At 39.5% G+C, this 12,329-nt stretch carries 12 protein-coding genes; all 12 read right to left on the bottom strand.

Annotation, left to right across the window (positions count from 1 at the left end; all coding sequences use genetic code 11):
• Positions 1–69: 69 nt before the first annotated feature.
• A complete protein-coding gene (locus tag A5880_RS09850; RefSeq protein ID WP_086330788.1) occupies positions 70–405 on the bottom strand; it encodes a hypothetical protein in 336 nt (111 codons plus the stop codon).
• Between the two features lie 33 nt (positions 406–438).
• On the bottom strand, positions 439–1,629 hold the full coding sequence (locus A5880_RS09845) for an iron-containing alcohol dehydrogenase (protein WP_086330787.1): 1,191 nt from the start codon (positions 1,627–1,629) through the stop codon (positions 439–441).
• A gap of 153 nt (positions 1,630–1,782) precedes the next feature.
• Positions 1,783–2,490 (bottom strand): purine-nucleoside phosphorylase, encoded by a 708-nt coding sequence (gene deoD / locus A5880_RS09840; protein WP_086330786.1) that lies wholly within the window; start codon positions 2,488–2,490, stop codon positions 1,783–1,785.
• Positions 2,491–2,516: 26 nt separating this feature from the next.
• Positions 2,517–3,335: a purine-nucleoside phosphorylase gene (locus tag A5880_RS09835; protein ID WP_086330785.1), complete on the bottom strand. Its 819-nt coding sequence runs from the start codon at positions 3,333–3,335 to the stop codon at positions 2,517–2,519.
• 10 nt (positions 3,336–3,345) lie between these two features.
• Positions 3,346–4,512, bottom strand: a complete 1,167-nt coding sequence (gene deoB, locus A5880_RS09830) for a phosphopentomutase (RefSeq protein ID WP_086330784.1) — start codon at positions 4,510–4,512, stop codon at positions 3,346–3,348.
• Positions 4,513–4,632: 120 nt separating this feature from the next.
• On the bottom strand, positions 4,633–5,595 hold the full coding sequence (locus A5880_RS09825) for an ABC transporter permease (RefSeq protein ID WP_086330783.1): 963 nt from the start codon (positions 5,593–5,595) through the stop codon (positions 4,633–4,635).
• Complete coding sequence (locus A5880_RS09820) at positions 5,595–6,731, bottom strand: ABC transporter permease (protein ID WP_306298349.1); 1,137 nt, start codon at positions 6,729–6,731, stop codon at positions 5,595–5,597. The genes A5880_RS09825 and A5880_RS09820 overlap by 1 nt, the downstream gene beginning before the upstream one ends.
• Entirely contained in the window at positions 6,724–8,289 is a 1,566-nt protein-coding gene (locus tag A5880_RS09815; protein ID WP_086330781.1) for an ABC transporter ATP-binding protein, read from the bottom strand. The genes A5880_RS09820 and A5880_RS09815 overlap by 8 nt, the downstream gene beginning before the upstream one ends.
• A 175-nt stretch (positions 8,290–8,464) precedes the next feature.
• Positions 8,465–9,562 carry a BMP family lipoprotein gene (locus A5880_RS09810; RefSeq protein ID WP_086330780.1) on the bottom strand — a complete coding sequence of 366 codons (1,098 nt, stop codon included), beginning with the start codon at positions 9,560–9,562 and terminating at the stop codon, positions 8,465–8,467.
• Positions 9,563–9,918: 356 nt separating this feature from the next.
• The gene (locus tag A5880_RS09805; RefSeq protein ID WP_086330779.1) at positions 9,919–10,314 is read right to left on the bottom strand and encodes a cytidine deaminase; all 396 of its coding nucleotides are present in this window, start codon (positions 10,312–10,314) and stop codon (positions 9,919–9,921) included.
• A gap of 24 nt (positions 10,315–10,338) precedes the next feature.
• The gene (gene deoC / locus A5880_RS09800) at positions 10,339–11,001 is read right to left on the bottom strand and encodes a deoxyribose-phosphate aldolase (RefSeq protein WP_086330778.1); all 663 of its coding nucleotides are present in this window, start codon (positions 10,999–11,001) and stop codon (positions 10,339–10,341) included.
• Positions 11,002–11,018: 17 nt separating this feature from the next.
• Complete coding sequence (locus A5880_RS09795) at positions 11,019–12,320, bottom strand: pyrimidine-nucleoside phosphorylase (RefSeq protein ID WP_086330777.1); 1,302 nt, start codon at positions 12,318–12,320, stop codon at positions 11,019–11,021.
• Between the last annotated feature and the right edge of the window lie 9 nt (positions 12,321–12,329).

Raw genomic sequence — 12,329 nt, 5'->3', positions numbered from 1 at the left:
CCACCGTTTATTAGGAATTAGAGTGTGAAACAAAATTGATTTTTAGTTTTGTCACGCACTCACCCTTTTTTATTTCTCTAGATTTTCTTTCAAACGTTGAAGCCAAGTATCAATAACTTCTCGCTGCGTAACAAACTCAAAATCGGACATATTACATTGAACATAGTATTGTCCACCTTCAAAACGAACCATGATTGAAGAACGGACTTTTTCCTCTAACGCATCTGTTTGCAACTCTTCACGATAAAATATCCAGCTTGTCGCCAAAACATCAGCAGTATTCTGCAAGTCATTTTGGATAATTTGGCAAATCGTTTCTATTAAATCGATTTGCTCTGTATTTTTAAAATAAGCATACCAAAGCGTCCGATTTTCAGAATACGTTTCATCAAACAACTGTTTCATCAGCCTATCCCCTTTTCAAGTCGCAAATTTTAGTTACGTAAAGCTAGACTCAGTTAAACATTCACGATAAATCGCCTCAACATCTGACTCATTTAACGGAACAAACGCATCTGTTTTAATTGTACTGTGTGCTACTGCTTGTTTCGCCATTTCTCCAAATTTTTCCTCATCGATCCCAACAGCAGGTAAAGTCATTGGAATGTCGCAAGCTTTAAAGAAATCATAGGTTGCTTGAATGCCTTTTTTCGCCGCCACCATCGGATCATCCTCAACGATTCCCCAAACATTATGAGCAAACTGCGCAAATTTAGTCACTGTTTGGTCTGAAAGTACATAGTTCATCCAACGAGGTGTCAAAATAGCCAAACCAATTCCATGTGTAATATCATAAAATGCACTTAACTCATGCTCCATCGCATGACAGGACCAAACACCGTGTTTACCATTCCGTGTTAATCCGTTTAATGCCAAACTACTTGACCACATTAAGTTCGCACGAGCATCATAATTATCAGGATCACTAAGCGCAATTGGGCAATTTTTAATAACAGCACGCATCAAGCCTTCTGATACAAAATCCTGTACATCCGTTCCTTCAGTTATATTAAAATAACTCTCAAATAAATGACTTAAAATATCAGCAGAACCTGCAGCTGTTTGATAAGCTGGTACAGTAAATGTCGTGGTCGGATCTAAAAATGACACTTTCGGCATCATCGCTGGCCCACCAACACCTAATTTTTGGTTTGTTGCTACGTTTGTAATCACAGCACCAATATTCATTTCGCTACCTGTTGCTGCTAACGTTAAGATGGTAACAATCGGCAAAGCTTCACCTTGAAAACCTTTACCTGCTACTATGACTTCCCACGGATCTTCATCACTGTAAAAACCTGCTGCAATCACTTTAGAACAATCAATTGTTGAGCCTCCGCCTACAGCCAAAATGACATCGATATCATTTTCCCGACACAACGCTACACCACGACGAACGGTTTCAATACGAGGATTAGGCTCTACACCACTCAATTCAACAACTTTATTTTGATTGTTTTCAAGTAGATCGATTACTTGATCATACAACCCATTTTTCTTAATACTACCTCCGCCATAAACCAGCAATACATTTTTACCATATACATCTAGTACTGCTGTTAACTCTTTTGTTAAACGGTCTTTCCCAAAGCGAATATCTGTCGGTACGTAAAATCTAAAATTATCCAATTTTCTTCCTCCGTTCAATTCAGGTTTCTTATTTATATGATAATCCATCAACCAGGCGTGTCAAGAAAAACAAACCTTTAATCCCATCCGATAAAGTCGTAGTATAAAAACAGCTCCATCTAAAAGCAGGAGCTGTTTTACTAATTATTGTTATTAACTGTTGATCGCTGTTTCTAGGCCTACTTCAATCATGTCGTTGAATGTTGTTTGGCGTTCTTCGGCAGTTGTTTCTTCGCCTGTTACCAAACTATCACTAACGGTCATGATCGCTAGAGCTTGAACATCGAATTTAGCCGCTAAATAATATAAAGCTGCAGCTTCCATTTCAATCGCTAGTACGCCTAATTTACCAAGCTCAAATACACCATCCATACTATCTTTGTAAAAAACATCATCTGATAGAACATTTCCTACATGGGTATTGAAGCCTTTCTCTTTTGCAATCGTGTAAGATTTCAACAACAAATCAAAATTAGCAATTTGCGGAAAATCATATTTTGGAAAATCATTACGGATCATTGAAGAAGGCGTAGCCGCTGCTTGGGCAATGACTAAGTCTCGAACCCGAACTTTTTCTGAAATCGATCCACATGTTCCTACACGGATCAGTTTTTTTACACCATAAGAATTGATTAGTTCATGACCATAAATCGTTGCTGAAGGCATCCCCATTCCCGTTCCTTGAACAGAAATACGTTCTCCTTTATACATACCAGTATAGCCTAGCATTCCTCTCACTTGGTTATAGCACACAGGGTTTTCTAAAAATGTTTCAGCAATATATTTTGCTCGTAATGGATCTCCTGGTAATAAGATTTTATCTGCGATTTCGCCTTCTTTTGCTTCGATATGCACACTCATATTTTTTCTCCTTTGATTCTCTTTTTTTATAATTCAGCTAACGTTGCTTTAATCAGTTCTTTAAATTGCGCTTTCACACGTTCTGTTGTTTCAACAACTTCTGCGTGATTCAAACTGCTTTGCATTCCGGCAGCTAAATTTGTAATACATGAAATCCCCAACACTTTCAACCCGCTATGTGCTGCAACAATAACCTCTGATACCGTCGACATTCCTACTGCATCAGCTCCCATTACACGTGACATGCGAATTTCAGCAGGTGTTTCGTAAGTGGGACCAGAATAGCCCATATAAACGCCTTCTTGTAATGGCATGTTTTGTTCTTTTGCAACTTTTTTCGCTATTTCAAGATACTCTGGTGTATATGCATGGCTCATATCTGGGAAACGTGGACCCATTGCTTCATCATTTTCTCCAATCAATGGATTATCCCCTGTAAAGTTGATATGATCTGTGATCAACATCAAATTCCCTGGTGTGAAGGTTTCGTTTACACCACCTGCAGCATTTGTCACTATGATTGAGTGAGCTTTCATTGCCGCCATTACACGCACAGGGTAGGTTACTTTTCGCATCGAATGTCCTTCATAGTAGTGGAAACGACCTTGCATCGCTAACACTTTTTTCCCAGAAAGCGTACCGTAAACCAATTTGCCAGCATGACCGACAACTGTAGAAACGGCAAAATGAGGAATGTCAGAAAAAGAGATTGCAATAGCGTCTTCTACTTCATCAGCTAATTCGCCTAAGCCAGAGCCCAAGATCAAGCCAAAATCAACGTCTCCAACACCTTTTTCTTTTAAAAATGTTGTTGTTTCTTTTAATAATTCACTTAGTTTTGTCATTATGTCTCTCCTATACCAGTTTATTTAAAAAGCTTTCGCCATTTTCTGTTTTTGGAACTGAAAAGTTTTCAGCCACAGTTGCTGAGATATCTGCATAATGACCTTGAGGCAAGCTGCCTTGGCCGTTCATTTTTTTGCTGTACACTAGAAGTGGTACGTACTCTCTTGTATGGTCTGTTCCAGGGAAAGTCGGATCGTTCCCATGATCTGCTGTAATCATTAGCAAATCATCTTCCTCCATTGCGTCAATGATTTCTGGAAGCCTTAAATCAAAAGCTTCGATCGCATGGGCATAACCAACTACATCACGACGGTGACCATATAATGCATCAAAATCAACTAAGTTAGTGAAACTCAACCCTTCAAAATCTTTTCTCATTACTTTAAGCAATTGATCTACACCGTCCATATTACTCTTCGTACGCACTGAATCAGTGATACCTTGACCATTGAAAATATCATTGATTTTTCCAACAGCGATGACTTCTTTGCCATTTTCTTTTAAGGAATCCAACACTGTATGTCCAAATGGATCGAGAGCATAATCGTGACGGTTACTTGTTCTAGTAAAATTATCTGGTTCGCCAACATAAGGACGGGCGATGATACGACCGATCATGTATGGTTCATCTTTCGTAATATCACGTACGTACTGACAAATACGGTACAGCTCTTCTAATGGGATAATCTCTTCATGAGCCGCAATCTGTAACACTGGATCAGCAGAGGTATAAACGATCAAATCCCCTGTTTCCATTTGATGTTTCCCGTAATCATCAATAACTGCCGTTCCACTATACGGTTTATTACAAACAATTTTACGTCCTGAAAATTCTTCAATTTGCTTTAGTAATTCTTCTGGAAATCCATCAGGAAATACGCGGAAAGGTTTTTGAATATTTAACCCCATGATCTCCCAGTGACCGGTCATCGTATCTTTCCCCACAGAAATTTCTTCTAATTTAGTTGCATAGCCTTTGTGATCAGCAACGGCTTCTACGTCTTTAAGCGGCGCGATTGTTCCTAGACCTAGATTTTCTAGATTAGGAATCGTCAAACCTGCCTCTTTAGCAATATGTCCTAAAGTATCACTGCCTAGATCACCAAATTTTTCAGCATCTGGGGCTTCTCCGATTCCGACTGAATCCATAACGATTAGATGTACACGTTTAAACATAACCATCCTTCTTTCTTTGATTTTGTTTTAGAAAACTGACATGTTCACTCTAAAACTATTGATAAAAAGGGCATGACTTAAGAAAATGTCCCATAGTCCCGCCCTTTTATACTAAACTTTTTATTTGGATTTGATATAGTTTTGTCCGTTTGCTTTTGGTCCAGAAGCTTTTCCTAAGAAAACGACTAAAACGATAATAGTTAATACATAAGGCGCTGCTTGTAGATAAACAGCTGGAATAGATGAAATGACTGGTAAATTCGATCCAGCAATACTGACATTTTGAGCAAATCCGAAGAATAACGCTGCTCCCATTGCTCCTAATGGATTCCATTTTCCAAAAATCATCGCCGCCATTGAAATAAATCCTTGACCAGCAATTGTCGTTACCGCAAAACGTCCAGCAATCGTTTGTGCAAAGACCGCTCCGCCAATACCACCTAAAAATCCTGAAATCAATACGCCTGAATAGCGCATAAGATAGACATTGATCCCAAGTGTGTCTGCTGCTTGAGGATTTTCACCTACAGAGCGAAGACGTAAACCAAAACGAGTTTTGAACAATACAAACCACGAAAGAATCGCGACAATGATTGCCACAAATGCTGGCAAAGAGGTTTGTTTGAAGAATAATTCTCCCAAAATAGGAATATCTTTTAATACAGGGAATGAAAAGTACCCAAAAGATTCTTTGATTGTATCTGTTTGACCTTTACCATAGATTACTTTAATTAAGAAAATCCCCAATGCTGGTGCCATCAAGTTGATAACCGTACCACTAATAATATGATCTGCTCTTAAATTGATTGTCGCAACTGCATGCAACAGCGAAAATACCATTCCAACCACACCGCCTACTAAACAAGCAAGCCAAGGCGTTGCTGCCCCAAAGGTTTCAGCAAAGGTTAAATTAAAGACGACTGAGCTAAATGCGCCCATAACCATGATACCTTCTAGTCCTACGTTTACAATACCACTACGCTCGGAAAAAGTCCCGCCCAAAGCCGTAAAAACCAAAGGAGTCGAATAAACCAAAGTTTGTGTAATAATCGGCGCCAATACAGCGATTAATGCAATATCCATTAGATTTTTCCTCCTTCTTGACTCGTCGGATCTGATTTTCCTGCCAATTCTTCAACCACGGCAACTTCTTTTTTACTGCCAGAAGCTTTTGCCAATAAGAAGCGAATAAGGTAACTAATGGCAATAAAGAAAATAATCGAAGCAATAACCACATCTACAAGTTCAATTGGCACCCCCGCACGAAGAGGCATTCCTTGACCACCGAGTTTTAATACGCTAAACAAAATCGCAGATAGGAATATTCCGACTGAACTTCCTGCACCAAGTAATGAAATAGCCATTCCGTCAAACCCAATACTTAATGATGAACCTTGAACAAAGAAATTCCCAAATGTTCCCAGTCCAAGAACCACGCCGCCTAAGCCTGCTAATGTTCCTGAAATAACCATTGACATTACAATCGTACGTTTGCTACTCATTCCAGCATATTCAGAAGCAAAGGGATTCAACCCGACCGAGCGAATTTCGTATCCTAACGTAGTTTTTTTCATCATAAACCAAATCAGTACTAAGAAAATAACTGCAAGAAAAATCCCGCCATTTAAACGCGAACCATTCGTCATTTCTTTCAAAAAATCATTTCTCAGACTGGCATTTTCTCCGATGATCTTAGTCACACCTTTATTTGTTCCTAAGACACTTTCAGACATGACATTATTCACAATGTGAGTACTTGTATAAAGAAAAACATAGTTCAACATAATCGTAACGATTACTTCACTTGTGCCAAAGAAGGCACGCAATAATCCAGGAATTGCTGCCGCCAACGCACCCGCCAACGCACCTGTAAGTACTGCTAGAGGCAAAACAACCATGCGCGGAGCATCAGGCATCGACAATGCTACCCAAATACTGGCTACCCAGCCACATAACGCTTGCCCTGAAAGTCCGATGTTAAAAAATCCAGCTGCATTTGCTACAGCAAAACCCAGTGCCGTTAAAATCAATGGTGCAGCTGTTACAAAAATCTCACCGATACTTTTAGGATTTAAGAATGCTGTTTTTAACATTGCTTGATAACCGATAATTGGGTCTTGTCCAGAAATAAGCATAATAATTGCACCAAGAATAAATCCTAACAATACTGATAAAACAGGGACTAAAATATTACGTAGTCTTTCTGATCGATTATTCAACTGCCTCACCTACCTCTTGACTTAATTCTGCTCTGGCTTCTTCTAATGAATAACCAGCCATTAATAATCCTAATTCGTTCTCAGTTGTTTCTTTTGGATCAACGATTCCGACGATTTTCCCAGCATGAATTACAGCAATTCGATCGGACACATTCAATATTTCTTCTAATTCAAAACTAACTAATAAAACAGCTTTATCTTTGTCACGCTGTTCGATTAAACGCTTATGGATATACTCAATGGCCCCAACATCCAAGCCACGAGTTGGTTGAGAAACAATCAGCAAATCAGGGTTACGATCAATTTCGCGGGCAATGATTGCTTTTTGTTGGTTCCCACCAGAAAGAGCTTTAGCCGGCACAAGTTCATTCGTTGTCCGTACATCGTATTCTTCAATCAATTTACGCGCATAAGCATTGATTTGATTGTAATTTAAAACCCCACTCTTACTTAGTGGTTTTTGATAATAGGTTTGCAAAGCAATATTTTCAGCTAATGTCATATCCAAAACTAAACCATATTTGTGACGGTCTTCTGGGACATGCCCTACGCCGGCTTCTGTGATTTCACGTGGACGTTTATTAGTGATTGCTTTTCCATTTAGTTCAACAGAGCCACTTTCAGCTTTACGCAAACCGGTCAGCGCCTGAATTAACTCCGTTTGACCATTTCCATCAATTCCGGCAATCCCAACAACTTCACCTGCACGAATATCTAAACTCAGACTTTTAACTGCTTCTATTCCCCGACTTTCTTTAACTACTAAATCCTTGATTGAAAGTACCACTTCTTTGGGTTCAGCCACTTTCTTCTCTGTTTTAAAGGAAACAGAACGTCCCACCATCATATCTGCTAATTGTTGTGATGAAACATCTTTTACATTCACTGTATCAATACTCTGACCACGGCGAATAACTGTGCAGCGATCTGCTACTTTTTTAATTTCGTCCAACTTATGTGTAATCAAAATGATTGATTTTCCTTCTTGCACAAGTCCACGCATGATGTCGATTAATTCATCGATTTCTTGAGGTGTCAAGACTGCTGTTGGTTCATCAAAAATCAAGATGTCTGCGCCGCGATACAAGGTTTTCAGTATTTCTACTCGTTGCTGTGCACCTACAGAAATATCACGAATATACGCCCCTGGATCTACGGATAAACCATATTGCTCAGACACTCGTTTAATTTCTGCCGTTGCTTTTTTACGATCTAGCACGCCTGCGTGTGTTGGTTCACTGCCTAAAATAATGTTTTCGGTGACTGTAAATGCCTCCACCAACATAAAGTGTTGATGAACCATCCCAATTCCCAAACGATTTGCTGCAGTAGGTCCATTGATCGACACCTTTGAACCATTCATAAATATTTCACCTGATGTTGGTTCTAATAACCCAGATAAAATATTCATCAAAGTGGATTTTCCTGCACCGTTTTCCCCAAGCAAAGCATGGATTTCTCCAGGTCGGACGGTTAAGTTGATATTATCATTTGCCTTAAATGTCCCAAATTGCTTCGTGATATTGCGCATTTCAATTACATAGTTTTCCTGAACCACATTTTTCACATCCTAACGATTTAATCACGTGCATCAATGAACGCGGTACTTCTAAAATAAGCAGCTTTTAGGCTCTTAAAGAAAGAAAACGAGTCTTGTTAAGGCATCATTTTCTTTCTTTAAAAGCTTAATAAAATCTTAGCGCTGCTACTCGTGCAGCGCTAAGCAGAACGTTTTATTCTTTTACGTTTTTAGGTGCTTCTGGCGCTTTGATATCACCAGCAATAATTTTTTCTTTTGCTTTTTCAACGGCTGTTTTTGCTTCATCAGATAAGTAGCCATCTGTTAAATCAACACCGCCGTCTTTCAAGCCGTATACTAAGTGTTCGCCACCAGGGAATTTATCTTCTAACGCACGGTTTGAGATATCTTGCACTGCCGCACCAACACCTTTAAGTGTTGACGTTAAAGTAAAGTTATCTTCTTTGCCATCTTTTGTTTTATATGCGCCCTCTTTGTCTTGATCGCTATCAACGCCGATAACCCAAACTTTATCTTTAGAGCCTGTTTCATTTAAATCTTTTGCTTCTTGGAAGACCCCTTGTCCTGTACCACCTGAAGCATGATAAATGATGTCTGCGCCTTTTTGATACATTGAAGCAGCCAAGGCTTTCCCTTTAGCAGGTTCACCAAATGAAGCAGCATATTCAACTTCAACTTTGATGTCTTTTTTCAATTCTTTTGCTGTATCAATTACACCTTGATGGAAACCAGCTTCAAAGCGATCGATAACTGCTCCTTCTTCTCCCCCAATAAAGCCTACTGTATTTGTTTTCGTTGTGTAAGCTGCAGCTACACCAGCTAAGTAAGCTGCTTCTTGGTCTTTAAATGTTGCAGAAACGACATTGTCTTTTCCTTCAATTACACTATCAATGATACCGAATTGTGTATCTGGATTTGCATCTGCCGCTGTGCTGATTGAGTCTGTTAGTAGATAACCGATTCCAAAGACTGTTTTAAATCCATTAGAAACAGCCGTGTCAATATTTGTTACGTATTCAGAAGCATCATTTGATTGAATATAATCAAAGCCCTCCGCTCCTTTTTTCAATCCATGTTCTTTCCCCCAAGCTTGTAAACCTTCCCAAGCTGATTGGTTGAATGAACGGTCATCTACGCCGCCGATATCAGTAATTACTACGACGCTATGATCTTTATCCTCACCTTTTGAGTCGCCACCTGCTGAATCTTTTTTACCTCCACCACATGCCGCTAACGCAACTGTTAATGCTAATGCAGTCAAGCCAAAACCAAATAATTTTGCTTTTTTCATCTCTGTAAAGCCCCCTAAAATAGTTTTATATTTTCAACAGCCAGACGACTGAATGAAACAAGATAATAGTGAAACAACTCTCTCTTCGTTCACCTTGTACTTTTCAACATCAAATCACTATATTCTTTGTGTTTCTAAGCAAAGCGGAGTGAACCGCTCAGACCTCAAACAACCAAGTCCTTCAATTCTAAGTGTTATTGACACTTAGAAATTGATGAAATCGAAACGAAGTGTAGTAGATACCTTTTTACATCAACTCTTTTCATTCGTTGTGTACCAAGGCACTTTGTCTATTTGTTGAGAGGTTTGGTTCATGTAGCTAGATCTTATAAAGCCACATGTACAATAATGTAGCCTTATAGATCTTTTTCCGTAAAAGCATATGGAAGTAATTCACCAACAGTTGTTTCCTTTGTCACACCTTGTTCACCAACTAATGTAACCGGCATATCTGGTGCACAAAATTCAGCCATTACTTGGCGACAAGCGCCACATGGAGAAATCGGCTCTGGTGTTTTCCCAGTGATTACTAAGTGTTGAAAATCACGTTCACCTTCTGATACAGCTTTAAAAATTGCTGTTCGTTCTGCACAGTTCGTCAATCCATAAGAAGCATTTTCGATGTTGAGTCCTTGATAGGTTTTCCCTGATTTTGTTACTAGACACGCTCCAACTGGAAAGTGAGAATAAGGAACATATGCTTTTGCTAATGCTTCATTTGCGATCGTTAGCCATTCTGGTTTTGCTGTCATTTGTCTGCCGCCTTTTTATTTGATTTAATAACCTGCCCCTGTGGAACCTTCCATAATCGCCACACCCGCACTGGTTCCAAGTCTCGTTGCACCAGCTTCAATCATCGCTTTCGCTTGCGCTTCATTATGAATACCACCAGAAGCTTTGACACCCATCTCTGGTCCAACGGTTTCACGCATCAATTTAACATCTGCTACTGTTGCCCCACCTGTAGAAAAACCAGTCGATGTTTTCACAAAATCAGCGCCAGCTTCTTTTGCTAATTCGCACACTTTCACTTTTTCTTCATCTGTTAGTAAAGCAGTCTCGATGATAACTTTGACTAATGCTTTCCCTTTAGCCGCATCAACGACTGCTTGGATATCTTTTAATACTTTTTTATATTGTTTTGATTTCAGCGCACCAATATTAATGACCATGTCAACTTCTGTCGCGCCATTGTTGATCGCGTCTGCTGCTTCATAGGCTTTTACTTCTGATGTATTTGCTCCTAGTGGAAAACCGATGACGGTACAAACAGCAACCGAGGATTCTGCTAAGTGCTCTTTTGCCAATGCTACCCAACAAGGATTGATACAAACCGAGAAGAAATTATAGTGTTTCGCTTCTTCAATGATACGTAATACATCGTCTTCTTTAGCGTCTGCTTTTAAAATAGTGTGATCGATCAATTGATTTAATTCCATTATTTTAGACACATCCTTTACGCAGTTATTATATCATGAATCAGCACAGGCTCTGTTGCCGAACTGCCGATTTGGATATTTTTATATAGAAGTTCTTTTACCTCTTCGATTGATTCTGAGTTAGCATAAATTGTCAGCAATGATTCCCCTTTTGCTACAGGCATACCGACTTTTTTATGCAACTTAATGCCTACTGCATAATCAATAGCGTCTTCTTTCGTCGCTCTTCCAGCACCTAAAAGCATCGCTGCAATACCGATTTCATTCGCAACGATTTTTTGAACGACGCCAGCTTCTTTTGCTGGCAATTCAATTTGATAGTTGGCTGTCAATAAGCGCTCTGGATTATCAATGATGCTGGCATCGCCACCTTGATTACTGATCATTTCACGGAATTTCTCCAAGGCTTTTCCAGACTCTAAGGATTCTTTTAGCATTGCTCTTGCTTCATCTAGCGTTTCAGCTTGTTTAGCCAATACAACCATTTGGCTGCCTAAGATATAGCACATCTCTAACAAATCTTCTGGCCCTTTGCCTTGAAGTGTTTCGATTGCTTCAACAACTTCCAAACTATTGCCGATTGCTTCTCCTAGAGGTTGTGACATATCTGAAATGATCGCCATTGTTTGTCGATTGGCTAGATGACCAATTCGAACCATTGTTTTTGCTAAACGGCGGGCTTCATCAATGTTTTTCATAAAAGCTCCTTCGCCAGTTGTTACATCAAGGACAATAGCATCTGCACCTGCTGCAATTTTTTTACTCATGATTGAGCTGGCAATCAACGGAATTGAATCAACGGTTGCTGTCACATCCCGTAAGGCATAAAGCTTTTTATCTGCTGGCGCTAGGTCACCAGATTGTCCGACCACCGCTACGTGACTCTCATTCACTAGCCGGATAAATTCATCATCAGGAAGTTCTACATGAAAACCTGGAATAGCTTCCAACTTATCAATCGTACCACCCGTATAACCAAGTCCTCTACCTGACATTTTCGCAACACTAACGCCAACACTAGCAACTAATGGCGCAAGAATCAACGTGGTCGTATCGCCTACACCACCAGTAGAATGTTTATCGACTTTGATTCCTTGAATGGATGAAAGATCGATCATTTCACCTGAATGAGCCATCTCTAATGTCAATGTCGTAATTTCTTCATCCGTCATATCTTCGTAAAAAACTGTCATTAAAAAAGCACTCATCTGATAATCTGGAATGTCGCCTTTGGTATATCCTGAAACAATGAATTGAATTTCTTTGTCTGTTAACGCCTGTCCATCACGCTTTTTCTCAATCAAATCGACCATTCTCATGCTCTTTTT

Origin of the sequence: Enterococcus sp. 4G2_DIV0659, from assembly GCF_002140715.2 — a bacterium.
GTDB lineage: Bacteria > Bacillota > Bacilli > Lactobacillales > Enterococcaceae > Enterococcus_L > Enterococcus_L mansonii.
The sequence above is the reverse complement of the archived record's forward strand: the minus strand, read 5'-3'. Positions and strand labels throughout refer to the sequence as shown.

Bases quoted from the DNA above. Each gene is read 5' to 3' on its own strand.
- A5880_RS09850 (WP_086330788.1), bottom strand. From the start codon at position 405: ATGAAACAGTTGTTTGATGAAACGTATTCTGAAAATCGGACGCTTTGG.
- deoD (WP_086330786.1), bottom strand. From the start codon at position 2,490: ATGAGTGTGCATATCGAAGCAAAAGAAGGCGAAATCGCAGATAAAATC.
- A5880_RS09835 (WP_086330785.1), bottom strand. From the start codon at position 3,335: ATGACAAAACTAAGTGAATTATTAAAAGAAACAACAACATTTTTAAAA.
- deoB (WP_086330784.1), bottom strand. From the start codon at position 4,512: ATGTTTAAACGTGTACATCTAATCGTTATGGATTCAGTCGGAATCGGA.
- A5880_RS09825 (WP_086330783.1), bottom strand. From the start codon at position 5,595: ATGGATATTGCATTAATCGCTGTATTGGCGCCGATTATTACACAAACT.
- A5880_RS09810 (WP_086330780.1), bottom strand. From the start codon at position 9,562: ATGAAAAAAGCAAAATTATTTGGTTTTGGCTTGACTGCATTAGCATTA.
- A5880_RS09805 (WP_086330779.1), bottom strand. From the start codon at position 10,314: ATGACAGCAAAACCAGAATGGCTAACGATCGCAAATGAAGCATTAGCA.
- deoC (WP_086330778.1), bottom strand. From the start codon at position 11,001: ATGGAATTAAATCAATTGATCGATCACACTATTTTAAAAGCAGACGCT.
- A5880_RS09795 (WP_086330777.1), bottom strand. From the start codon at position 12,320: ATGAGAATGGTCGATTTGATTGAGAAAAAGCGTGATGGACAGGCGTTA.